The following is a 22,875-nucleotide window of genomic DNA, read 5'->3' on the forward strand; positions in this document are numbered from 1 at the left end:
GCCGGGGAGCCCCCGCATGGAAGCCGAGTCGGAGCCGTACGTCCGCCTCGCGACCCTCCGCACCTTGCACCGGGTCGTGGCGGACCTCAATGCTGCCCGCAGCCTGCCGGGCACTCTGCAGGCCGTGGTCGAGGGTTCGGTGCACGGGCTGGGCTTCGACGCCGCGGCGCTCTCGCTGGTCCGCCCCGACGGCGACCTGGTGGTGGCGGCCGTCTGGGAGTACGAGGAGCGCGACTACGGCGGCCCGTCGGTGCTGCTCGGCCAGGTCGGCACCCGGGAGTCCTGGGACCGGCTGCTGGCGGTCAGCGACCACTGGGGGACGCTGCGCTTCCTGCCGCACGACCGGGGCTGGGCGGTGGGCACCGACATCCCGCGCTGGACCGGCGACGGCCCGCTGCCGGTCTACGCCAACGACTGGCACCCCGAGGACGGCCTGCTCGCCCCGATGTACAGCGCCGGCGGCGAGCTGCTCGGCGTGCTGAGCGTGGACCGCCCGCGCAGCGGCAAGCGCCCCGGCGCCTGGACCCGCGAGGCGCTGGAGATGTTCTCCCTGCAGGCCTCCATCGCGATCAGCAACGCCCGGCTACGCGCGGAGATGCAGCGCGCGCTGGCCCGCCTGGAGAAGGAGCAGCAGGCGCTGCGGGCCAGCGAGGAGAGCTTCCGGCACGCCTTCGAGTACGCCCCCAGCGGGATGGCCATCACCGAACTGCACGGCAGCTCGCGCGGTCAGCTGACCCGGGTCAACGACGCGCTCTGCCGGCTGCTCGGGCGCCCGCGCGCCGCGCTGCGCCGGCAGAGCTTCCTGGATCTGGTGCACCCCGAGGACCGGGGCCTGCTGGAGCGCACCAGCGCCGAGAGCGGCCGGGCCGAGCTGCGGCTGTCCCGGCGGGACGGCGGCTACCGGTGGGTCTGCCTGCGCAACTCGATCGTGGCGGACTCGGCCGAGGGCCCCAGTTTCCTGCTCACTCATGTGGAGGACATCGAGGACCGCAAGCGGCACGAGCTCCAGCTGGCCCACCGGGCCAGCCACGACGCGCTCACCGGCCTGCCGAACGGCGCCGAACTGCGCGCCCGGCTGGCCCGCCGGCTCTGCTCGCTGCCGCAGGGCCCGGGGGGCGCGGCCGAGCACGGGGCGGTGGACCCGGTGCCGTGCGCGCTGGAGGGGGCGGCGGCCGGACACGGTCCGCTGACCTCCTACGGGCCGCACAGCCCCCGCTCGGGGCACGAGGTGCTGGAGCCGGCCGGCGGGCCGCTGGACGGCGGCTGGGGCGCCGGGATGCGCGGCACCCTGGTGCACGGCTACTCGGACCGGGCGGGGCGCGGTGGCTACGGCGCCGCGCCGGCCGACCACGTGCACGCGGTGGTCCCGGCCGAGGCGCCGAGCCCGTCCGAGTCCTGGCAGCAGCGCCGCTCCCGGCCGTCCACCGGGGCGGCGGCCAAGGGGCTCGCGGTGCTCTTCTGCGACCTGGACGGCTTCAAGTCGGTCAACGACCGGTTCGGCCACAACGCCGGCGACGCGGTGCTGGTCGAGGTGGCCAGGCGGCTGCAGCAGGCGGTCCGCGAGGGGGACACGGTGGCCCGGCTCGGTGGTGACGAGTTCGTCGTGCTGGCCGACGGGATCGGCAGCGAGGAGGCCGCCGACCTGGCGGTGCGGCTGCGCAACGCGGTCGTCCCGCCGATGCGGATAGCGGGCCGGGTGGTCCGGGTCGGGGTGAGCATGGGCATCGGCTGGGCGGGTTGCGGGATGAGCATCGAAGAGGTGCTGCACGCCGCCGACAAGCGGATGTACGACGAGAAGCGGGCCCGCGGCGGCGCGGTGCGCGGGGCCCGGGGCGAGCGCTCCCACCGCCGGGCGGTCTGAGGCCGACCGCCATCCGGTGGGCGGCCGCCTTTTCGCCTCCCTGGGCGCGACGGGTAGGGTGCCGTGGGTAACGGGTCCAGACAACGGCACAGGCCTTAGACCGCCTTTGGGGAGTTGACCAGCGCGATGACCGCCGACAGCAGCCACGGACCCGAGGGCGCCGAGCAGCCACCCGCCGAGGACGACCCGTTCGCCTACCTCTACCGCTCCGAGGGCGGCGAGGCGGAGGGGGCGCCGGAGCGGGCGCCCGGCGTGCCGCGCACGTCGTACACCCGCCCGATGGAGGTCGGCCGGACCCAGTACGGGGCACCCCCGCAGCACTCGCAGGGCGGCTACCCGCCCGCGTACCCCCAGCCGCCGCGCGGCCCGTACGGGCCCGGCCCCGAGGCCACCACGCAGCTGCCGAACCAGCAGTCCCGCTATGCCGAGCGGTCCCGCCCGCAGCCGGGCGAGGACGCCCCGCGCGGGCGCGGCAAGGGCCCGGTGATCGCGGTGGTCGCGGTGATCGCCGCGATCGCGATCGGCTCCGGGATCGCGCTCTCCGGCAACGACGGCAAGAGCGGCAAGGACAACGCGGCCCCGGCCCCGTCGGCGGGCACCAGCAGCCACACCACGGCGTCGGGCGGCTCGAGCGCCGGCAGCAGTCCGTCGACCTCCTCCTCCAGCTCGCCCTCGCCGAGCGCCTCCGACGGCTCGTTCACCTTCGTCGACGGGTCCAAGGCGCAGGCCCAGGGCGCCGCCCCGGGCACCGGCGTGAAGGGCGCGGTCTCCTCCGACGGCAGCTACCTGACGCTCCAGCAGGGCTCCTCGGCGACCTGGACGTTCACCGTGCCCACGGCCGGGCAGTACAAGTTCTGGGTGCACTACAACAACAGCGGTGGGTCGGTGAAGGCCGCGGTCAGCGTCAACGGCCAGGACAAGGCCGGCGGCACCACCTTCAAGAACTCCAACCCGGCGGGCAGTGACCCGTACTGGTCCTACACGAACATCTGGCCGGACCTCCAGGCGGGGAACAACACCATCACGGTGTCGGTCCCCGGCGGCGGCCCGGTCCTGGTGGACCAGGTGGCGCTCACCCCGTTCTCCTACAACGGGGACTACCCGACCGCGTCCGGTGCCTCGTCGGCCGGGGCCGGAGCGGCCGGGGCCGCCTCGCCGGGGTCGGCCAGCAGCTGACCGGGCGGCGCGGCGGCCGGGAAAACCTGAGGGGCACTCAGTTCCCCTTGGTGAACCGTTCGGCGCCCTTGATCCACTCGCCGCCGCGGATGACGGCGACCAGCTCGTAGGAGTCGGAGTCGAGGACGGCCAGGTCGGCCCGCAGGCCGACGGCCAGTGAGCCGACCGTGTCCGACAGGCCGAGCAGGGCGGCCGGGGTGGTCGAGATCGACTGCACGGTCTGCGTCAGGCTCAGCTTGTTGACGGTGACCGAGCGCTGGAAGGCCACGTCCAGGGTGAGCGTGGAGCCGGCGATCGAGCCGCCCTCGACCAGCCGGGCGACCCCCTGCTCCACCCGGACCTGGAGCGGGCCGAGCGGGTAGAGGCCGTCACCCATGCCGGCCGCGCCCATCGCGTCGGTGATCAGCGCGACCCGTGCGGCGCCGGCCGTGCCGTAGGCCAGGTCCAGCACCGAGGGGTGCAGGTGGGTGCCGTCGTTGATCAGTTCGACGGTGACCCGCTCGTCCTCCAGCAGCGCGACGATCGGGCCCGGGGCCCGGTGCTGGATGCCCGGCATCGCGTTGAACAGGTGGGTGGCCACGGTGGCGCCGGCCTCGATCGCCTCCAGCGTCTTGGCGTAGTCGGAGTCGGTGTGGCCGACCGCCGCGATCACCCCGAGGTCGGCGAGCAGGCGCACCGAGTCCAGGCCGCCGGGCAGTTCGGGCGCCAGCGTGACCATCTTCGCGGTGCCCCGGGCGGCGTCCACCAGCTTGCGGACCAGCGCCGGGTCTGGTTCCCGCAGCAGGTCGGGCCGGTGCGCGCCGCACCGGCCGGGCGAGATGAACGGTCCTTCGAAGTGGACGCCCGCCAGCACCCCGTCCTCGACCAGCTCCGAGAGCACGGCGGCCTGTCGGCAGACCTCGTCGATCTCCCCGGTGACGGTGGAGGCGACGGTGGTGGTGGTGCCGTGTTCCAGGTGGGTGCGGGCCACCGTCAGCGCTTCCTCGGCGAGGCCGGAGGCGTAGGAGGCGCCGCCGCCGCCGTGCACGTGCAGGTCCACGAAGCCGGGCACCACCGTGCAGCCGGTGAGGTCCAGGTCGGTCGGCGTGCTCGCACCGCCGATCTCCGCGATGGTGTCGCCCTCGATGGCCAGCCGGCCGCCGTCGACCACACCGCTGGGCAGCACCAGACGGGCTCCGGACAGAACAGTTCGCTGCGCGGTCGTCACGCGGTCACCTCCATGGAGAGCAGATCCCAGGCGAGCAGGCCGGCGCCCAGGGCGGCGGCGGTGTCTTTGAGCATGGCGGGTACCACCTTCGGGGGCATCTGGAAGGTCAACCGCTCGGCCACCGCCGCGCGCAGGGGAGTGAAGAGGGTGTCACCGGCCTCGGCGAGGCCGCCGCCGACGATCACGGTGGCCGGGTCGAGCAGGCTCTGCGCCAGCACGATGCCGTCCGCCAGCGCGTCCACCGCGCCGCGCCAGACCGCCAGGGCCCGCGGGTCGCCGGCCTCGACGGCCAGCGCGCAGCGGGCCGCGTCGGCCGCCGGGTCGCCGCTCGCCTCGGCCCAGGCCCGGGAGACCGCGGCGGCCGAGGCCAGCGTCTCCAGGCAGCCGCGGGCGCCGCAGCCGCAGGCCGGGCCGCCCGGCCGGACCACCACGTGGCCGATCTCGCCGCCGTAGCCGTGCGCGCCGGCCTCGATCCGTCCGTCGATCCCGATCGCGCCGGCGATACCGGTACCCAGCGCGATGAACAGGAACCGCGCCACCCCGAGACCCGCGCCGATCCGCCCCTCGGCCAGTCCGCCGCTGCGGACGTCGTGGCCGAGGGCGACCGGCAGACCGCCCAGTCGCTCGCCGAGCAGCTTGCGCAGCGGCAGGTCCCGCCAGCCGAGGTTGGCGGAGAAGACCGCGATCCCGTTCCTTTCGTCGATCGTGCCCGGCACCGCGACGCCGGCGGCCAGCGGGCCCTCGCCGAACCGGCGGCGGCCCTCGTCGGCGAGGTCGGCGGCGAAGTCGAGGATGGCGGTGACCACGGCGTCCGTGCCGTGCTCCCGCCCGGTCGGTCGGCGTGCTTCGAACAGCACGGAGCCGTCCTGGGCGAGCAGCGCGGCCTTCATGCCGGTGCCGCCTACATCGAGTGCGATGACGTGCTTCACGGGGGACAGTTTCCCTTGACCGAGGAGGAGAGGTCTAGTCCACTGCCGGGTTTTGTCGATCCGCCGCAGTGAGCTTGGTCGCTCGGGGGTCGTGCGGTCGGGGTCAGAGCTGCACCGATCGGGTCAGGGCGCGCGGCCGGTCGGGGTCGAGCCCCCGGGCGGCGGCCAGTGCGACGGCCAGGCGCTGGGCCCGGATCAGGTCGGCCATCGGGTCGAGCTCGCGGTCGGCGACCAGCTGGGCGCCGGTGGCGGTGATCTGCTGGGCCAGACCGGCCGGTGGGGCGCCGAAGACCCAGGTCGCCCGGCCCGGCGCGGCGATGGCGATCGGGCCGTGCCGGTACTCCATCGCCGGGTAGGCCTCGGTCCAGAGCTGGGCCGCCTCGCGCATCTTGAGCGCGGCCTCCTGGGCCAGGCCGTAGGTCCAGCCGGTGCCCAGGAAGCTGATCTGATCGACGGTCAGCAGGCCCTCGGGCAGCGGGTCGCCGAGCGCGCGCTCGGCGTCGTCGGCCGCCCGCGCCACGCCGGCCGTGCCCGGGGCGGGCGCGCCGTCGGCCTCCAGGTGGGCGCGGAGCAGGGCGAGCGCGCTGGTGGCGAAGCGGGTCTGCACCACCGAGCGCTCGTCCGCGAAGTCCAGCACCACCAGCTGGTCGGCCGCGCCCAGGATCGGGGTCTTCGGGTCGGCGGTCAGCGCGGTGGTGGCGGTGCTGGTCGCGCGGGCCCGCGCCAGCAGGGCGAGCACCTCGGTGGTGGTGCCCGAGCGGGTGATCGCCAGCACCCGGTCGTAGCGGCGGGCGGCCGGGAACTCGGAGGCCGCGAAGGCGTCCGTCTCGCCGTGGCCGGCCGCCTCGCGCAGCGCCGCATACGCCTGGGCGATGAACCAGGAGGTGCCGCAGCCGACCACGGCGACCCGTTCGCCGCGCTGCGGCAGTGCGGTGGCCGAGGGCCCGGCCAGGGCCGCCGCTCGGCGCCAGCAGTCGGGCTGGGTGGCCAGCTCCGCGGCGGTCAGTGAGCTGTCGAGCACGCTGTCGCTCCCCTCGTCTGCGTGAAACTGTTTGATTTATAGCCTTTTCGATCATGACTGCACAAGTGCTCCGGAGGCTTCGGCAGCGGCCCGGGCCCGCGCGGGGTGCTGTGCGACCCTGTCCAGGCAACTGTGGTCGGGTCGGTGCGGAACCGGGATGGAAGGTGCGGCGTGTCCAGATACGAGCGGTGGAACAGTCTTCTCGAACTCCTTGCCGAGCATGGCAAGTTGGACGTCGAGGAGGCGGCGGCCGGGTTGGCCGTGTCGGCCGCCACGATCCGCCGCGACCTCGACCAGCTGGCCCGCCAGCAGATGGTCACCCGCACCCGGGGCGGGGCGGTGGCGCACAACGTCTCCTACGACCTGCCGCTGCGCTACAAGACCGCCCGCAATGCGGGGGCCAAGCAGCGGATCGGCGCGGCGGTGGCCGGCCTGATCGCCCCCGGTGAGGTGGTCGGGCTGAACGGCGGGACCACCACCACCGAGGTGGCCCGCGCGCTGGTGGTCCGCCCGGAGCTGACCGAGCGCGGCGAGGCCGGGCACCCGCTGACCGTGGTCACCAACGCGCTGAACATCGCCAACGAGCTGACGGTCCGGCCGGCCGTCAAGATCGTGGTGACCGGCGGGGTGGCCCGGCCGCAGTCCTACGAGCTGATCGGCCCGCTGGCCGGCACCGTGCTCGCCGAACTGGCGCTGGACGTCACGGTGCTGGGCGTGGACGCGCTGGACCTCGGGATCGGCGCCAGCGCCCACCACGAGGGTGAGGCCGGCATCAACCGGCTGCTGGCCGAGCGGGCCCGCCGGGTGGTGGTGGCGGCCGACGCCTCCAAGCTCGGCCGGCGCGCGTTCGCCCGGATCTGCGGGCTGGAGCTGATCGACACCCTGGTGACGGACCAGCCGCTGGGCGAGGAGCTGGCGGCGGGCTTTGCCGAGGCGGGGGTGCGGGTGCTGACGGCGTGACGGCGTGACGGTGTGACGGACGGCGTGGCGGCGTGACTGGCCTGACGGCGTGACGGGACGCCAGAGCGGCGGGGCGGCGCCCGGGTGACGATCCGACGAACGCCGGCCCGATGGCTCCGCACACTTTGCATACAGCTTTGCAAAGTTTGCAAAACCTGGATAAAGGCAGCTCGGCGAACCATTGCGCGATGTGCAATGCGAGCGCCCACTTGGGTAACGTTCCTCGCCCCGGGGCCTCTGGTGTGGACCACCTGGGTCGGTCTTTGGCACCCTTCTCGCCACCTCCGTCCCCCGGGAGGCTCCCCACTCCCCGCGTGCCCGAAGGCGGTCCCCCGTTGAAGTCCCGACTCTGCGCCGCCCTCGCGGCCAGCACCCTGCTGCTCTCGGGGTGCGACATCCTCGGCCTCGGCGGCAGCGACACGGTCACCCTCAAGCTGGTGGCCGCCGACTACGGCGACGGCAACCCCGCCAACAGCTCGGCGCGCTACTGGAACCGGGTGGCCCGGAAGTTCGACGCGGCCAACCCCAAGATCAAGGTCTCGGTCCAGGTCTTCAGCTGGAGCGACATCGACGCCAAGGTCGCCGACATGGTGAAGTCCGGCCACGCGCCGGACATCGTCCAGACCGGCGGTTTCGCCGACAAGGCCGTGGCCAACCAGCTCTACCCGGCCAGCGACGTGCTCTCGATGGAGACCCAGGCCAACTTCCTGGACGCCTTCAACAAGGCCGGTGACGTGCTGGGCACCCAGTACGGCATACCCTTCGTCTCCTCCTCGCGGACCTTCGTCTACAACAAGGCGATCTTCAAGCAGGCCGGTATCAGCCAGCCCCCGCCAGCTGGGACGACCTGAAGGCCGACGCGGCGCTGATCAAGGCCAAGGTCCCCGGCGTCACCCCGTACGGCCTGCCGCTGGGGCCCGAGGAGGCGCAGGCCGAATCGATGATGTGGACGATGAGCGGCGGTGGCGGCCTGACCGACGACGCCGGTGTCTACACCCTGGACAGCACGCAGAACGTGGCCACCTTCAACTGGCTGAAGCAGAACCTGGTGGACCCCCAGCTCACCTTCCCCAACCCGGGCACGGTGGACCGCCAGACGGCCTTCAACGAGTTCGCCCAGGGCAAGGTCGCGATGCTCAACGGCCACCCCGCGCTGGTCCAGGAGGCCCAGCAGGCCAACATCGACTTCGGCACCGCGCCGATCCCGCAGAAGGACCCGCAGGCCAAGGTCGGCACGCTCGGCGTGGCCGACTGGATGATGGCGTACTCCGCGAACGGGCACGAGGCGCAGATCCGCAGCTTCCTCGACTTCGTCTACAGCAAGGCGAACACCCTTGCCTTCGACGAGCAGTACGGCCTGCTGCCGGTCACCCAGGACGCGCTGGCCGACATGACCGCGAACCCGCAGTACGCCGCCCTCAAGCCGTTCCTGGACGCGCTGCCGGGCGCGGTCTTCTACCCGCTGGGCGACCCGGCCTGGGACAGCGTCAGCGGCCGGATCAAGACCGAGATCGGCAAGGCGGTCCAGGGCGACCCGCAGCCGGTGCTCAGCGGCCTGCAGCAGTACGCCGTCGAGGAGGCCAAGCAGCTGCGTCCGCAGTAGGCCCGCCCCGCGGGCACAATGGCCCCATGGGTGAGCTGACCGAACGCGAGCTGGCGGTGCTGGCCCTGGAGGGCGCGGGTTGGCGCACCCAGGGCGCCAAGGAGCAGGCCGTCCGGGAGCGGTTGGGCATCTCCGCCACCCGGTACTACCAGCTGCTGAACGGCCTGCTGGAGCGCCCCGAGGCGCTCGCGCACAGCCCGGTGCTGATCAACCGGCTGCGCCGGATCCGGGACGCGCGCCGCGCCGAGCGTTAGCCGGGGCGGGCCCTGGGTAGGGCTACGACCATGGGCATCGCGCTGCAATCGACCACCCCCGCGGGCCGCGAGGGCCTCGCCGCCGTGCTGGCCGACCCGGCCGGTGCCGTCCTCGCGCTGGACTTCGACGGCACCCTCGCGCCGATCGTCGCCGACCCCGAGCAGGCCTACGCGCACCCCGCCGCCGCCGCGGCGCTGGCCCGGCTGGCGCCGCTGGTCAACACGGTGGCGGTGGTGACGGGCCGTCCGGTGCGCAGCGCGGTCCGGCTCGGCGGCTTCGACCGGCTGCCGGGCCTGGAGCGGCTGGTGGTGCTGGGCCACTACGGCGCCGAGCGCTGGGAGGCCGGCGAGCTGACCGCTCCCGAGATCCACCCGGGGGTGGTCGCCGTCCGCGCCGAACTCCCGGCCCTGCTGGCCGCGCTGCCGGCTCCCGAGGGCAGCCGGATCGAGGACAAGGAGCGCTCGATCGCCGTCCACACCCGCCAGGCCGCCGACCCGCAGGCCGCTCTGGAGCTGCTGCGCGCCCCGCTGGCCGAGCTGGCCGCCGGCCACGGCCTGGCCGTCGAGCCGGGCCGCTTCGTGCTGGAGCTGCGCCCGCCCGGCGTGGACAAGGGGGCGGCGCTGACCGGCCTGCTGCGCGAGCGCGGCGCCCGGTCGGTCCTGTACGCCGGGGACGACCTGGGCGATCTGGCCGCCTACGCGGCGGTGGAGAAGCTGCGGGCCGAGGCGCTGCCCGGACTGCTGGTGGCCAGCGGCCCGGTGACCGGCGAGCCGCCGGTGCGCGAGATCGCCGAGCGGGCGGACCTGGTGGTGCCGGGCCCGGCCGGGGTGGTCGAGCTGCTGGAGCTGCTCGGTCAGGCGCTCAGCTCCGCCAGCTGAGCCAGGAACCACTGCTGCGGGGAGAGCGCGGTGGCGGCCGTGGCCAGCCGCTCGGTGCGCTCGCGCCGCTCTGCCGCCGGCATGGTCAGCGCCCGGTGCAGCGCCTCGGCGGTGCCCACCACGTCGTACGGGTTGATGCCGAGCGCGTCCTCGGCCAGCTCCGGGTAGGCGCCCGCCTCGCGGGAGAGGACCAGCGCGCAGCCCGCGTCGGAGACCACCGGGACCTCCTTGGCGACCAGGTTCATGCCGTCCCTGATCGGGTTGACCAGCGCCACGTCGGCCAGCCGGTAGGCGGCCAGTGAGCGGGCGAAGTCGTCCTCGACCTGGAGTATCAGCGGCTGCCAGGAGTCGGTGGCGAACTCCTCGGTGATCTCCTGGCTGATCCGCCGCACGGCCGCGGTGTACGCGCGGTACTCGGCCAGGTCCTGCCGGGAGGGGTAGGCGAAGGCGATGTGCACCACCCGCCCGCGCCACTCGGGGCGGCTGCGCAGCAGGTGCCGGTAGGCCAGCAGGCCGCGCACGATGTTCTTGCTCAGCTCGGTGCGGTCCACCCGGACGATGGTCCGGCAGCCGCCCACCGCCTCGCGCAACGTGGCCAACCGCTCCTCGACGTCCGCCCGGTGCGCCCGCTCGCGCAGGAAGTCGGCATCGGCGCCCAGCGCGTGCACGCCGAGCCGGGTGGTGCGGCCCTGGTAGCTGACCGAGAGCTCGGCCCGGTCGACCTTCGCGTCCAGCACCCGCTCGCAGCAGTCGGCGAAGGCCTCGGCCCAGCGCCGGGTGTGGAAGCCGGCCCGGTCGGCGCCGAGCACACCGGTCAGCACGGCGGCGGCCAGCGCGTCCGGCAGCAGCCCGAAGTAGTCCACCGGGGCCCACGGGATGTGCAGGAAGTAGCCGATCCGCAGGTCCGGCCGCAGCTCGCGGAGCAGCGCCGGCGCCAGGGTCAGGTGGTAGTCCTGCACCAGCACCGCCGCGCCCGGTGCCGCCTCGGCGGCCAGCGCCTCGGCGAAGGCCCGGTTGTAGGCCTCGAAGGCGCTCCACTGCTCGGCGGCGGTGGCGTCGAAGACCGGCGCGGTCGGGGTGTCGTAGAGCAGGTGGTGCAGGAACCAGAGGGTGGAGTTGGCCACCCCGTTGTACGCGCGGTCGAAGACCTCCGGGTCGATGTCCAGCATCCGGACGGCCTGTCCGCCGACGTCGAAGCCGCCCTGGTCCAGCCGCCCCTGCGGCGAGCGCCGGGCCGCCTCGCGGTCGGCCTCGCCGAGCGCGGCGCAGACCCAGACGGTGTTCGGGTCCTCGATCGCGGAGAGCCCGGAGACCAGCCCGCCGCCGCCGCGCTTGAGGGTCAGCGACCCGTCCGGGGCGCTGCTGAAGGAGACCGGGCCCCGGTTGGATGCCACCAGGACGCGGGCGCGCGTGTGATCGGCCATGTCTCTCCTTGTCGGAAGCCGTCGGCAGACGAGATGGTGACTTTCTGCTGACACACCGACAGCGCTGTGTAGTACTCTGGCTCCCCGCTCTCGGAGCAGCGGTCAGGGCTTGGCCGTCATGAGGCTCCTCGGGGCCGGGGGAGAAGCCGCCTCGACCTTCGGGGTGGCGGAGTCACGTCTTCAACCTTGCCGGAGGCGGCGGACGCCAAACCCGGACAGCGGTCATGAAGATCCGGCCGGGTACTCCGGCCGTTCGATCATGGGGGGCCGCTCAAGGGCGGCCACCTCATGGCTGTGCGCGGTGAACTCGCGAGTCAGGGCGTCCCGGGTGAACTGGGTCAGCACCGGGCGGGCCAGGCCCTCGGCGGCCTTCAGGCGGTGGGTGCGGTCCAGCCGCTCCAGCGCGGTGCGGTAGATGGTGGCGGCCATCCGGCCCAGCGCCTGGCTGTCCTGGTGGCGGTGGTGGCGCACCCCGACGTCCACCTGGGCCAGCGCGTCCAGGCCGACCAGTTCCAGCGCGTCCACCAGCAGGCCGAGTTCCACCCCGTAGCCGGTCGGGAAGTGCAGCTGCTCCAGCAGTGAGCGGCGGGCCGCGTACTCACCGCCGAGCGGCTGGACGAAGCCGGCCAGCTGGGGCCAGTGCAGGTTGAGCAGCGGCCGGGCGACCAGTTCGGTGACCCGCCCGCCGCCGGCCGGTACCACCGCGCCCCCGGTCTCCAGCGGCCGGTCGTACATCGCCTTGACCAGCTGCAGGTCCGGGTCGGTGAGCAGCGGGCCGATGATGCCGGAGACGAAGGCCGGGTCGAACTCGCGCAGGTCGGCGTCGATGAAGCAGACGATCGCGCCGCTGGTGACCAGCAGCGAGCGCCAGAGCACCTCGCCCTTGCCGGGCACCGGGGGCACCCGGGGCAGGATCTCGTCGCGGTGCACCACCCGGGCGCCGGCCGCCGCGGCCACCTCGGCGGTCCGGTCCACCGAGCCGGAGTCGACCACCACCAGCTCGTCCACCAGCGGCAGCCGCTCGATCAGCTCGCGCCGGATCACCTCGACGATCCCGCCCACCGTGGACTCCTCGTCCAGCGCGGGCAGCACCACGCTCACCGTCCCGGCCGGCCCCGCGGCGCGCTTGGCGGCCAGCAGCCGGTCGGCCGACCGGTCGGCCGACCGCCAGGACCGGCGGCGCAGCCAGTCGGCCACCTCAGGCAGTGGCGCGGGGCTCTGCTCGGCAGGCAAATCTCGCTCCTCGTAACTCTCGTCTCGCGTGGCGGACGGTCAGGGTCAGGCGTCCGGCCTTCGGTTACAGTCTTCGTACTGCGGTCAGACCTTCGCACGTCGGGGTCGGTCGCAGCGCGAGACCAGTACAACGCAGGACCACAACTTCACAGAGCTCATCCAGAGGGACTGAGGGAACGGCCCGTCGACGTCCCGGCAACCTTCTCGCCCGGCCATCGCAGGTGCCGGCGGGACAGGTGCCAATTCCGGCCTGTGGCGCGACCGCGCCACGGGGAAGATGAGGAGAGAGGCCTCCGCCATCATGGCTACCGCTACCCCTGCACCCTCCGCGACCGTCGACCTCGGCCCCGCCGCCGCGCTGTCCTGTCGCGAGTGCGGCACCCGCTTCCCGCTCGGCCCCAGCTTCGCCTGCCTGGAGTGCTTCGGCCCGCTGGAGATCGCCTACGACTTCGCCGGCTACGACGCCGAGCAGCTGCGCAAGCAGATCGAGGCGGGACCGGCCTCGATCTGGCGCTACGCCCCGCTGCTGCCGGTGCCCGCCGACGTGGCCGGCAAGCCCAACCTGAACCCCGGCTGGACCCCGCTGGTGAAGGCGGACAACCTGGGCCGCGAGCTCGGTTTCACCGCCCAGCTGCACGTCAAGGACGACTCCGGCAACCCCACCCACTCCTTCAAGGACCGGGTGGTGGCCTGCGCCATCGAGGCCGCCCGCGCCTTCGACTTCACCACCCTGTCCTGCTCGTCCACCGGCAACCTGGCCGGCGCGGTGGGCGCCGCGGCGGCCCGCGCCGGGTTCAAGTCCTGCGTCTTCATCCCGCACGACCTGGAGCAGGGCAAGGTCGTGATGGCCGGTGTCTACGGCGGCGAGCTGGTCGGCATCGAGGGCAACTACGACGACGTGAACCGGTTCTGCTCCGAGCTGATCGGTGACCCGGCCGGCGAGGGCTGGGGCTTCGTCAACGTCAACCTGCGCCCGTACTACGGCGAGGGCTCCAAAACCCTGGCATACGAGATCTGCGAGCAGCTCGGCTGGCGGCTGCCGGAGCAGCTCGTCATCCCGATCGCCTCGGGCTCCCAGCTCACCAAGATCGACAAGGGGCTGCAGGAGCTGATCAAGCTCGGCCTGGTCGAGGACCGGCCGTACAAGATCTTCGGCGCCCAGGCGGCCGGCTGCTCCCCGGTCGCCGCCGCCTTCAAGGCCGGCCGCGACGTGATCAAGCCGGTCAAGCCGGACACCATCGCCAAGTCGCTGGCGATCGGCAACCCGGCCGACGGCCCGTACGTGCTGGACATCGCCCGGCGCACCGGCGGCGCGGTCGAGGACGTCACCGACGCCGAGGTGGTGGCCGCGATCAGGCTGCTGGCCCGCACCGAGGGGATCTTCGCCGAGACCGCCGGCGGGGTGACCATCGGCGTGCTCAGGAAGCTGGTGGAGAACGGCCTGCTGGACCCGGCCAAGGAGACCGTCGCGATCAACACCGGGGACGGGCTCAAGACGCTGGACGCGGTCGCCGACGCCGGGCTGACCGCGACCATCCGGCCGACCCTGGAGTCCTTCCGGGCCGCCGGCCTGGCCTCCTGACCCACCCCCAGCACGCAGCGAGCGAGGAGTAACCCCATGAGCGCGACCGTCCGCATTCCGACCATCCTGCGTACCTACACCGACGGCAGGTCCGAGGTGAGCGCCGAGGGCGCCACCCTGCAGGAGGTCATCGCCGACCTGGAGCAGAACCACCCCGGAATCGCCCAGCGGATCCTGGACGAGGCCGGCAAGCTTCGCCGCTTCGTCAACGTGTACGTGAACGACGACGACGTGCGATTCGCCGAGGGCCTGGCCACCGCGGTCGGCGACGGCGCCGGCGTGTCGATCATCCCGGCGGTGGCCGGCGGCTGCTGACCGCCCGTCACGGCTCTTCGGCAGGCGCTCGGGGCGCCGTGCCCCGTCGGCCATCGGCGGGGCGCGGCGCCCCGAGCCGTGTCCGCGGTGGTCCCCGGGAGGGCATAGGCTGTCCCCGACTTCCGCCTCCGGTTCTGGTGCGCGGCTGGAGAGCGGCTCGGGGCGTCCCGGGTCCTGAGACGCCAGCTGCCGCTGTATCAACCGAATCATGTCGGCGCCGCGTCAGAATTCTTTGGGCTATTCGTGAGTTTCGTCCGCTATGTCCCAGGTGAAATGACGAGTTCTGTCGCATTCCTCCCCTGCTATCCCTTCACGGCCTCGTCGAATTGGCGTTCAGTGGGCCTGTTGCACAGGGCTCCGATGCGGATACATTCAGCCGCGGTCGATGCATTCGCCTGCTCCGTCGGCGCCAACTGGCTTCCGGGGGTGGGGCGCTGCGGCATGCAGGAGTGCGCCCAGGGGGGTTTCCTCGGGCATCTCCGCCAGACCCGCGCTCGTGACCTGCGGGCGCGTGAAGGGCCAGCACAGCACTAGGGGAGTTCGGAATGGCTCAGGGCACCGTCAAGTGGTTCAACGCGGAGAAGGGCTACGGCTTCATCGCGGTCGACGGTGGTGCGGACGTGTTCGTCCACTACAGCGCGATCCAGATGGACGGCTACCGCACCCTTGAAGAGGGCCAGCGGGTTGAGTTCGAGATCTCCCAGGGGCAGAAGGGCCCGCAGGCGGACATGGTCCGCGCGGCGGTCTGACCTTTCCGAACCTCGGAGCCTCGGCTCTCACCGAGCTGGTGGTTCAGCGGCAGGCCCGCACCCATCCCCACCGCGGGGCGGGTGCGGGCCTGCCGTTCGTTCGCCGCGAGTTGGCGTCCGGTCATCGAAGGAGCTTGCACTCGCCATGCCGGAGTGCTAATCATTGGCGTTAGCACTCACAGTGTGAGAGTGACAAACGGACTGGGTCGGTGAGGCCCCCGGGAGCGGTAGGGGACAGGACCCCCGCATACCAGGGCCGTCCGTCGCGGGCACCACTGGTCCGAGCAGTCGACCGTGTCCTGGAGGACCACTTCCGATGGCCAAGATCATCGCGTTTGACGAGGAAGCTCGCCGCGGCCTTGAGCGCGGCATGAACCAGCTTGCCGATGCCGTCAAGGTGACGCTGGGCCCCAAGGGCCGCAACGTCGTCCTTGAGAAGAAGTGGGGCGCCCCCACGATCACCAACGACGGTGTCTCCATCGCCAAGGAGATCGAGCTCGAGGACCCGTACGAGAAGATCGGTGCCGAGCTCGTCAAGGAGGTCGCCAAGAAGACGGACGACGTCGCTGGCGACGGCACCACCACCGCCACCGTGCTCGCCCAGGCCCTGGTTCGCGAGGGTCTGCGCAACGTCGCGGCCGGCGCCAACCCGATGGCCCTGAAGCGCGGTATCGAGAAGGCCGTCGCGGCCGTCTCGGACCAGCTGCTGGCGCAGGCCAAGGACGTGGAGACCAAGGAGCAGATCGCCTCCACCGCCTCCATCTCCGCCGCTGACACCCAGATCGGCGAGCTCATCGCCGAGGCCATGGACAAGGTCGGCAAGGAAGGTGTCATCACCGTCGAGGAGAGCAACACCTTCGGCCTGGAGCTCGAGCTCACCGAGGGCATGCGCTTCGACAAGGGCTACATCTCCGCCTACTTCGCCACCGACCTGGAGCGGATGGAGGCCTCCTTCGAGGACCCCTACATCCTGATCGCCAACTCCAAGATCGGCTCGGTCAAGGACCTGCTCCCGCTGCTGGAGAAGGTCATGCAGAGCGGCAAGCCGCTCGTCATCATCGCCGAGGACGTCGAGGGCGAGGCCCTGTCGACCCTGGTGGTCAACAAGATCCGTGGCACCTTCAAGTCCGTCGCCGTCAAGGCCCCGGGCTTCGGCGACCGCCGCAAGGCCATGCTCGGTGACATCGCCATCCTCACCGGCGGCACCGTGATCTCCGAGGAGGTCGGCCTCAAGCTGGAGAACGCCGGTCTCGAGCTGCTGGGCACCGCCCGCAAGGTGGTCATCACCAAGGACGAGACCACCATCGTCGACGGTGGCGGCGACAGCGAGCAGGTCGCCGGCCGGGTCAACCAGATCCGCGCCGAGATCGAGAACAGCGACTCGGACTACGACCGCGAGAAGCTCCAGGAGCGCCTCGCCAAGCTGGCCGGCGGCGTGGCCGTCATCAAGGCCGGCGCGGCGACCGAGGTCGAGCTGAAGGAGCGCAAGCACCGCATCGAGGACGCCGTTCGCAACGCGAAGGCGGCCGTCGAGGAGGGCATCGTCGCCGGCGGTGGCGTGGCCCTGCTGCAGGCCGGTGTCGCGTTCGACAAGCTCGAGCTCGAGGGCGACGAGGCCACTGGCGCCAACATCGTCAAGGTCGCGCTGGAGGCCCCGATCAAGCAGATCGCCACCAACGCCGGCCTCGAGGGCGGCGTCGTGGTGGAGAAGGTCCGCAACCTGCCCGCCGGCCACGGCCTGAACGCCGCGACCAACGAGTACGTGGACCTGATCGCCTCGGGCATCATCGACCCGGCCAAGGTCACCCGTTCCGCGCTGCAGAACGCCGCCTCCATCGCGGCGCTCTTCCTCACCACCGAGGCCGTCATCGCCGACAAGCCGGAGAAGGCCGCCCCGGCCGCCGGCGGCGGCATGCCGGGCGGTGACATGGACTTCTGATCCTCCTTCGAGGATCAGCTGTTCTGACAGGGCGGTCTCCTTCGGGAGGCCGCCCTTTCGCCTGCCCCGGGGCCCCTCGCGGATACGGGACAATGGGCGCATGCCCGATCTCGAAGCCGCCCTGCACAGCGCCCGTTCGCTGATCCTCGCCGACCTGTCCGCCCGCGACGTGGCTGACGCCGCCGTGGTGTCGCTGGTGGAGGACGCCGTGACGCACCGCCGGTGGTGGCTGGAGCAGTGGCCGGACGGGGCCGAGTTCGTGCTCGGGCTGATCGCCCAGGACGTGCAGGACGCGCTGCTGGAGGCGTACGGGCGCTGGCCGCTCTGCGAGGACTGCGCGCGGGCCGATGACGATCCGCACGCGCTCGGCGTGGAGCCGGAGTTGGGCCCCGATCCGCACTGGGTCTGCGGCAAGCGCGGGGTCGTGGTGGCCGCGGTCGGGTCGCTGACGTGATCCTGGTTGACCCGTTGACCCGTTGACCCGTTGACCCGTTGACCCGTTGACCCGCCGGGCTGCGCCGGCGCGCGGCCGCGGCTACGGCACCGGCTTGCTGAGTTCGGCGAGTTCGGCCGCCAGGTTGGTGCGGGCCGGCCCGTCGTAGCGGGCGTGCGCGGCGGGGGTGCGGTAGAGCGCGGGCAGCGCCAGCAGTTGGCGCAGGACGGCCGCGCGCTCGCGGCGGAACACGTCCTCGGGCACGAAGGCGTACTCCGCGCGGACAGCGGCGGTGTACCGGGCGTAGGCCTCGGGAGACCGGCCGAGCACCGCGAGATCGGCATCGCAGAGCACCTCGCCGTTCCGGTCGCCCGGGGCCGGGTGGTGGTCGACGGTCAGCCGGACCAGCCGGACCACTTCGGCGATCAGCGCGGCCGACAGCCCCGCCTCGCCGAGCGCGCGGATCGCCAACCGGGCGCTGCGCTCCTCGTTCTCCGAGCGGTCCGGCCGGTACACGGCGTCGTGGAACCAGGCGGCCAGCCGCACCGCGTCCGGGTCCTGGGCGTGCGCGGCGAGCAGGTCCACCTCGTCCAGCACGGCCAGCAGGTGGTCGGTGGTGTGGTAGCGGCGCTGCGGTTCGGCCCAGCGAGCCAGCAGCGCGCGGCAGTACGGCTCGGGGGCGGCGGTGGCGCCGCAGCGCTCCAGCAGGACGTTCCAGCGGTCGATCAGGGCATCGGTCGCGGGGTGCGGTTCGGTCGGCATGACGGTCATTCTGCTCCGCGCCCGAGGCTGGACCTATGTGCCGATGATCGATATATATAGACGCATGACAGGACGGGCCATGCAGGAGCCGACGCTGCTCCTGCTCACCGCGCTGGCCGATGCCCCACGGCACGGCTACGCGCTCATCCAGGAAATCGCCACGATCTCCGGCGGCCGGGTCGCGATGCGCACCGGCACGCTCTACGCCGCGTTGGACCGGCTGCTCGACCAGGGTGTGATCCGGGTCGAGCGCGACGAGGTGGTGGACGGGCGGGCCCGGCGCACCTACGCGCTGGCCGAGCCCGGGCGCGCCCTGCTCGCCGAGGAGGCCGAGCGGCTGCGTGCCGTGGCCGCCGAGGCCCAGCGCCGGCTCGCCGTCGTGCGACCGGTTGCCAAGGGGGTGTGGGCATGAGCGGCCGTCAGAAGGCGCTGCGGCTTGCCCTGCACTGCTACCCGAGGCGCTACCGGATCGAGCGCGGGGCGGAGATCGCGGACGTCTTCGCGGAGACCACCGAGGCGGCCGGGCGGCTGGCGCGGGCGCGCGAGCTGTACGGCGTCGCCGCGTACGGCAGCCGGCTGCGCCTCGGGCTGACCTCCAGCCAGCCCGCCGGGCGGCTGTTCGGCACGGCGGCGCCGCTGGTCGCGGGGGCCTGGGCGGGGATCAGCCTGCTCGGGCTGTACATCGTGCTGACCGACGGGCTGCCGATCGATCACCTCAGCGTCCACGCGGTGCTCTGGTACGCGCAGTACGTCCTCGCGGGGCCGGCGCTGCTCGCCGCGCTGTTCGACCGGTGGACCCTGGTGCGCGGCATCGCACTGCTCGCGGCGGGGGCGACGGTGCTGCTGAACGTCGGGTGGGCGGCCGTGCTGATGCCCGACGGGGTCGCGTACCTGCCGGGGTGGGTGCTCCGGCAGGCGGCTCCGCTGGTCTGGCCGCTGCTGCTGCTCGCGGCGCCCCGGGACCTGCTCGACCTCGACCTGCGCCGAGCCGGTCGGCGCGGGCGCTGGCCGGCGCTGGCCCTGGCGCCGGGGGCCGGGATCGTCTCCGTCGTGGGGCAGACGGCGAGGGTGGCTTCGGGGCCGTTGACCCCGTGGGCCGAGCTGGGCGCGACGCTCGCGCTGATCCTGGTGACGGTGGCCGTACTGCGGCGCGGAGCGCTGACCCTCCCGGTACTGGCGCTGTCCGTGTTCTCGCTGCTCGGGCCGCTCGACGACCTCCGGTACCGCGCCGACGCGTCGAACGGGGAGCTGCTGGTGCTGCCGTTGGCGCTCGCGGCGCTGGTGGAGCTGCGTCGCCGGCGGCAGGACCGGGTGGGCACGGGGGCGCCGCTCGGCTGAGCCGCCGTTCGACCGTCCGGTGTTTTCGCGGCAGGGGGGTCGCCGGGCGGTCGACCGGTGTGGCAGGCTACGGATATGTCTAGACCAATATTCGAAGTGATCGCGCTGACCGCTCAGGATGCCAAGGCCGCGCAGGCCGGCGGTGCCGACCGCCTCGAACTGGTCACCGACATGGCCGCCGACGGCCTCACCCCGACCGTCGCCGGCTTCGCCGCGATCCGGGCCGCCGTGGACCTGCCGCTGCGCGTGATGCTGCGGATCCAGGACGGGTTCACCCCCGGCGACCTGGACGAGCTGCGCGCCCGGGTGGCGGCGCTGCGGGCCGAGGGCGCCGAGGAGTTCGTGCTCGGTTTCCTGGACCAGGACGGGAACGTGGACCTGGCCGCGGTGCGGGCGCTCGCGGAGGCGGTGGCCGGCTGTCGCTGGACCTTCCACCGGGCGATCGACCACAGCGCCGACCGCGCCGCGCTGCGCGCGGCGATCGCGGAGCTGCCGGGCCTGGACACCTTCCTCACGGCGGGCGCTCCCGCCGGGGTGGCCGACGGGCGCGAGGTGCTGACCGGGGAGCTGGCCAAGGCCGGGGAGCCGGGGTACCGGCAGCGGATCCTGATCGGCGGCGGGCTGCGCGAGGAGCACCTGGCCGAGCTGCGCGCGGAGGGCTTCGACGCCTTCCACGTGGGCGGCGCGGTGCGGGTGGCGGGCTGGGACTCGCCGGTGGACGTGGCCAAGGTGGCCCGCTGGCGGGAGCTGATCGGGTCCTGAGACACGGCCCAGGGGCGGCCGGTGCGCGCCGACCGCCCCCGGTGGGTCAGCCCAACTCGGCCGGCAGCGGCTCGGCGTGCAGCACCGTCAGGCCGGAGACCGCACGGGTCAGCGCCACGTACAGCCGGCGCAGGCCGGTGCGCTGGTCCGGCTCGCCGGCCACCACGGCGGCGGGCTCGTCCAGCACCACGTAGTCGTACTCCAGACCCTTGGCCAGCGAGGCCGGCACCAGGGTGAGCCGGGCCTCGGCGGTGGTCTCGGTGCCGGGCGTCAGGTAGCTCAGGCCGGCCTCGGCCAGCGCCTGCTCGAAGAGCGGCAGCCGGGCGTCGGCGGCGATCAGGCCGGTCGACCCCTCGTGCGCCAGTGCCTCGCGGCAGGCCGCCAGTACCGCCTCGACCTGGCCGTCCGGCTCGGCCCGGCGGATGCTCAGCGCGCCGACGGTGTCGCGGATCGAGCTGGCGGGGGTCAGCCCGGGCGCGATCGCGGGCAGCAGCCGCGAGGCGTAGCTGATCACCTCCTCGGGCACCCGGAAGCCGACGGTCAGCTCCTCCACGTGTGCACCCGGCTTGCCCAGGTGGCTCAGCGCCTCGGGCCAACTGCCGGTCGCCCACGGCGTGGTGCCCTGCGCCAGGTCGCCCAGCACGGTGGCCGAACCGGTGCTGCAGCGCCGGCCCACCGCGCGGTACTGCATCGGCGAGAGGTCCTGCGCCTCGTCCAGCACCACATGGCCGAGCGAGGGCGTGCGCTGCACCAGGTCGGTCGCCTCGTCCACCAGTACGGCGTCGGCGGCGGTCCACGGCGCGGTCTTCAGCGAGCGCCCCGGCTTGGGCCACCGGATCGCCGCCTGCTCGTCCGCGTCCAGGATGCCGTCCGCGCAACTCGCCAGGAACTCGGCGTCGGTGAGCAGCCGGTGCACCAGCTTGGCCGGGTCCACCGGCGGCCAGCAGGCCTTGGTCAGCGCCTTGACCTCGCGGGAGCGGGCCACCGCGTCCTGCACCCGGTCGTCGGGAGCCTCGCCGCCCTGCTCCATCTTCAGCAGCACGGCGTGCGCGACCCGCTGCGGCAGCGCCTCCATGGCGGCCCCGTAGCGGATCTCCCGGCTCGCCAACTCCTCGATGATCTCGACCAGTTCGTGGACCTGCACGCGCCAGCGGCGGGAGCCGCGGACCACCATGCAGGGCTCGGCGGGCAGCGTGATGCCCGCGCGCACCGCGCGGCGCAGCACCTGGGCCAGCCGCGCGTCGCCCTTGATCCTGGCCGCCTCGGCGGAGTCGGTGCCGCGCACCTCGACGTGCCCGACCAGCTGCTGCACGGTGGCCTGCGCCACGTCCAGCTCGCCCAGCGCGGGCAGCACCTGCTCGATGTAGGAGAGGAAGGAGCTGTTCGGCCCGATCACCAGGGTGCCGGACTTGGCGAGCCGGTCGCGGTGCGCGTAGAGCAGGTAGGCCACCCGGTGCAGGCCCACCGCCGTCTTCCCGGTGCCGGGGGCGCCCTGCACGCAGACGGTGCCGGTCACGTCGGCGCGGACGATCTCGTCCTGCTCGGGCTGGATGGTGGCCACGATGTCGCGCATCGGGCCGACGCGGGGCTTCTCGATCTCGGCGGCGAGCAGCGCGGAGGCGGTGTCCTGCTCCGCCGGGTCGCTCAGGTTCTCGTCCTCGTAGGCGGTCAACTCGCCGCCGGTGTAGCCGAACCGCCGCCGCTTCTCGATGTCCATCGGGTCCTTGCGGCTGGCCCGGTAGAACGACTGGGAGACCGGCGCGCGCCAGTCCAGCACCATCGGGTCGCCCTCGGCGTCGTGCACGTGGCGGCGCCCGATGTAGAACCGCTCTCCCACCCGTCGCCCACCATCACCCTCGCTCGGCGCGCTTCGCGCGGCACCTCTTTCTGCGCCCGCGGACTCCTCGGTCGAGATCGCGTGCTGGAAGTCCAGCCGCCCGAAGAAGAGCGGGGTGTGTGCGAGGTCGGCCAGCGCGGCGATCCGCCGCTCGATCTGGTTGTGCAGCACCTGGGCGGTGACCCAGCTGCCGGTGACGTCGGAGATGTCCAGCGCCTGGGCGTCCTCGCGCATCGCGCGCAGGGCGGCGCGGGAGGAGGAGAGGTGGGCGCGCTCGCGCTGCAGCGGATCGGTGGCGTCGTCGGTGGTGGCGGCGTCGGTGGTGGCGGGGGAGTGCACAGCGAACCTTCCCGGCCGCGTTCTGATGGGTCGCGGCGGTCTCGTCGTAGCTCACGGTGGAAGCGGCCTGACCGGTTGCCGAGCGGTCAGGGCCTCCCGGCGCGGCCAGGACCGGCAGCACGGTTCGGGAGGGGGCAGACCGGACAGCTTAGACCCGTCGTTGGCCCGTACGCCAACGGATATTCGCCGGATAAGCGTCTCAGGGGTGTATACGACCGCAGGACGACCCAGGTCCTGTCAGATACGGCCTTTGGACTGATGTGCCGGCGGCG

At 73.1% G+C, this 22,875-nt stretch carries 20 protein-coding genes, 1 pseudogene and 1 riboswitch; of the genes and pseudogenes, 14 read left to right on the top strand and 7 right to left on the bottom strand.

The window, feature by feature from the left end; genetic code table 11:
• Nucleotides 1–16: 16 nt before the first annotated feature.
• Both OG403_RS20775 and OG403_RS20780 read left to right on the top strand, forming a co-directional pair.
• Nucleotides 17–1,861 carry a GGDEF domain-containing protein gene (locus OG403_RS20775; protein WP_329566556.1) on the top strand — a complete coding sequence of 615 codons (1,845 nt, stop codon included), beginning with the start codon at nucleotides 17–19 and terminating at the stop codon, nucleotides 1,859–1,861.
• A gap of 126 nt (nucleotides 1,862–1,987) precedes the next feature.
• Entirely contained in the window at nucleotides 1,988–3,037 is a 1,050-nt protein-coding gene (locus OG403_RS20780; RefSeq protein ID WP_329566558.1) for a hypothetical protein, read from the top strand.
• Nucleotides 3,038–3,074: 37 nt separating this feature from the next.
• Here the strand turns inward: OG403_RS20780 and nagA are convergent, their stop codons facing one another.
• From nagA to OG403_RS20795, 3 genes are all read right to left on the bottom strand, one after another.
• On the bottom strand, nucleotides 3,075–4,244 hold the full coding sequence (nagA, locus tag OG403_RS20785; protein ID WP_329566559.1) for an N-acetylglucosamine-6-phosphate deacetylase: 1,170 nt from the start codon (nucleotides 4,242–4,244) through the stop codon (nucleotides 3,075–3,077).
• Nucleotides 4,241–5,173, bottom strand: a complete 933-nt coding sequence (locus tag OG403_RS20790) for an ROK family protein (RefSeq protein ID WP_329566561.1) — start codon at nucleotides 5,171–5,173, stop codon at nucleotides 4,241–4,243. Before OG403_RS20790 ends, nagA begins: the two co-directional genes overlap by 4 nt.
• A gap of 103 nt (nucleotides 5,174–5,276) precedes the next feature.
• The gene (locus OG403_RS20795) at nucleotides 5,277–6,194 is read right to left on the bottom strand and encodes an SIS domain-containing protein (RefSeq protein ID WP_329566563.1); all 918 of its coding nucleotides are present in this window, start codon (nucleotides 6,192–6,194) and stop codon (nucleotides 5,277–5,279) included.
• A gap of 171 nt (nucleotides 6,195–6,365) precedes the next feature.
• Here OG403_RS20795 and OG403_RS20800 point away from each other — a divergent pair, with 171 nt between their 5' ends.
• The 4 genes and pseudogenes from OG403_RS20800 (at nucleotide 6,366) to otsB (ending at nucleotide 9,890) form a co-directional block, all read left to right on the top strand.
• On the top strand, nucleotides 6,366–7,154 hold the full coding sequence (locus OG403_RS20800; protein WP_329566565.1) for a DeoR/GlpR family DNA-binding transcription regulator: 789 nt from the start codon (nucleotides 6,366–6,368) through the stop codon (nucleotides 7,152–7,154).
• A gap of 188 nt (nucleotides 7,155–7,342) precedes the next feature.
• Nucleotides 7,343–8,757, top strand: a pseudogene (locus tag OG403_RS20805) (extracellular solute-binding protein).
• Between the two features lie 26 nt (nucleotides 8,758–8,783).
• The gene (locus tag OG403_RS20810) at nucleotides 8,784–9,011 is read left to right on the top strand and encodes a DUF3263 domain-containing protein (protein ID WP_329566567.1); all 228 of its coding nucleotides are present in this window, start codon (nucleotides 8,784–8,786) and stop codon (nucleotides 9,009–9,011) included.
• 30 nt (nucleotides 9,012–9,041) lie between these two features.
• A complete protein-coding gene (gene otsB, locus OG403_RS20815) occupies nucleotides 9,042–9,890 on the top strand; it encodes a trehalose-phosphatase (RefSeq protein ID WP_329566569.1) in 849 nt (282 codons plus the stop codon).
• On the opposite strand, the gene OG403_RS20820 is transcribed toward otsB, so the two are convergent.
• Both OG403_RS20820 and OG403_RS20825 read right to left on the bottom strand, forming a co-directional pair.
• A complete protein-coding gene (locus OG403_RS20820) occupies nucleotides 9,866–11,314 on the bottom strand; it encodes an alpha,alpha-trehalose-phosphate synthase (UDP-forming) (RefSeq protein WP_329566570.1) in 1,449 nt (482 codons plus the stop codon). The genes otsB and OG403_RS20820 overlap by 25 nt on opposite strands.
• A gap of 222 nt (nucleotides 11,315–11,536) precedes the next feature.
• Entirely contained in the window at nucleotides 11,537–12,547 is a 1,011-nt protein-coding gene (locus OG403_RS20825; RefSeq protein WP_329566572.1) for a glucosyl-3-phosphoglycerate synthase, read from the bottom strand.
• 152 nt (nucleotides 12,548–12,699) lie between these two features.
• Nucleotides 12,700–12,831: riboswitch (SAM riboswitch) on the top strand.
• 17 nt (nucleotides 12,832–12,848) lie between these two features.
• On the opposite strand from OG403_RS20825, the gene thrC reads away from it, so the two are divergent.
• From thrC to OG403_RS20850, 5 genes are all read left to right on the top strand, one after another.
• Nucleotides 12,849–14,129, top strand: coding sequence for a threonine synthase (gene thrC / locus OG403_RS20830; protein WP_329566574.1), 1,281 nt, complete (start codon nucleotides 12,849–12,851; stop codon nucleotides 14,127–14,129).
• Between the two features lie 36 nt (nucleotides 14,130–14,165).
• On the top strand, nucleotides 14,166–14,444 hold the full coding sequence (locus tag OG403_RS20835; protein WP_329566576.1) for a ubiquitin-like small modifier protein 1: 279 nt from the start codon (nucleotides 14,166–14,168) through the stop codon (nucleotides 14,442–14,444).
• 545 nt (nucleotides 14,445–14,989) lie between these two features.
• A complete protein-coding gene (locus OG403_RS20840; RefSeq protein WP_030289665.1) occupies nucleotides 14,990–15,193 on the top strand; it encodes a cold-shock protein in 204 nt (67 codons plus the stop codon).
• A gap of 316 nt (nucleotides 15,194–15,509) precedes the next feature.
• Nucleotides 15,510–17,132, top strand: a complete 1,623-nt coding sequence (gene groL / locus OG403_RS20845; protein WP_329566579.1) for a chaperonin GroEL — start codon at nucleotides 15,510–15,512, stop codon at nucleotides 17,130–17,132.
• A 100-nt stretch (nucleotides 17,133–17,232) separates the two neighbouring features.
• The gene (locus tag OG403_RS20850; protein WP_329566581.1) at nucleotides 17,233–17,586 is read left to right on the top strand and encodes a hypothetical protein; all 354 of its coding nucleotides are present in this window, start codon (nucleotides 17,233–17,235) and stop codon (nucleotides 17,584–17,586) included.
• An 81-nt stretch (nucleotides 17,587–17,667) separates the two neighbouring features.
• Here OG403_RS20850 and OG403_RS20855 read toward each other — a convergent pair whose 3' ends face one another.
• Nucleotides 17,668–18,336, bottom strand: a complete 669-nt coding sequence (locus OG403_RS20855; RefSeq protein WP_329566583.1) for an HD domain-containing protein — start codon at nucleotides 18,334–18,336, stop codon at nucleotides 17,668–17,670.
• Between the two features lie 55 nt (nucleotides 18,337–18,391).
• Between OG403_RS20855 and OG403_RS20860 the strand changes: the two genes are divergently transcribed.
• From OG403_RS20860 to OG403_RS20870, 3 genes are all read left to right on the top strand, one after another.
• A complete protein-coding gene (locus OG403_RS20860; RefSeq protein WP_329572402.1) occupies nucleotides 18,392–18,739 on the top strand; it encodes a PadR family transcriptional regulator in 348 nt (115 codons plus the stop codon).
• The gene (locus OG403_RS20865) at nucleotides 18,736–19,665 is read left to right on the top strand and encodes a hypothetical protein (protein ID WP_329566585.1); all 930 of its coding nucleotides are present in this window, start codon (nucleotides 18,736–18,738) and stop codon (nucleotides 19,663–19,665) included. The genes OG403_RS20860 and OG403_RS20865 overlap by 4 nt, the downstream gene beginning before the upstream one ends.
• Nucleotides 19,666–19,740: 75 nt before the next feature.
• On the top strand, nucleotides 19,741–20,427 hold the full coding sequence (locus tag OG403_RS20870) for a copper homeostasis protein CutC (protein ID WP_329566587.1): 687 nt from the start codon (nucleotides 19,741–19,743) through the stop codon (nucleotides 20,425–20,427).
• 46 nt (nucleotides 20,428–20,473) lie between these two features.
• On the opposite strand, the gene OG403_RS20875 is transcribed toward OG403_RS20870, so the two are convergent.
• Nucleotides 20,474–22,603, bottom strand: coding sequence for a HelD family protein (locus OG403_RS20875; RefSeq protein WP_329566589.1), 2,130 nt, complete (start codon nucleotides 22,601–22,603; stop codon nucleotides 20,474–20,476).
• Between the last annotated feature and the right edge of the window lie 272 nt (nucleotides 22,604–22,875).

The sequence above is a fragment of the Kitasatospora sp. NBC_01266 genome, from assembly GCF_036242395.1.
Lineage (GTDB): Bacteria > Actinomycetota > Actinomycetes > Streptomycetales > Streptomycetaceae > Kitasatospora.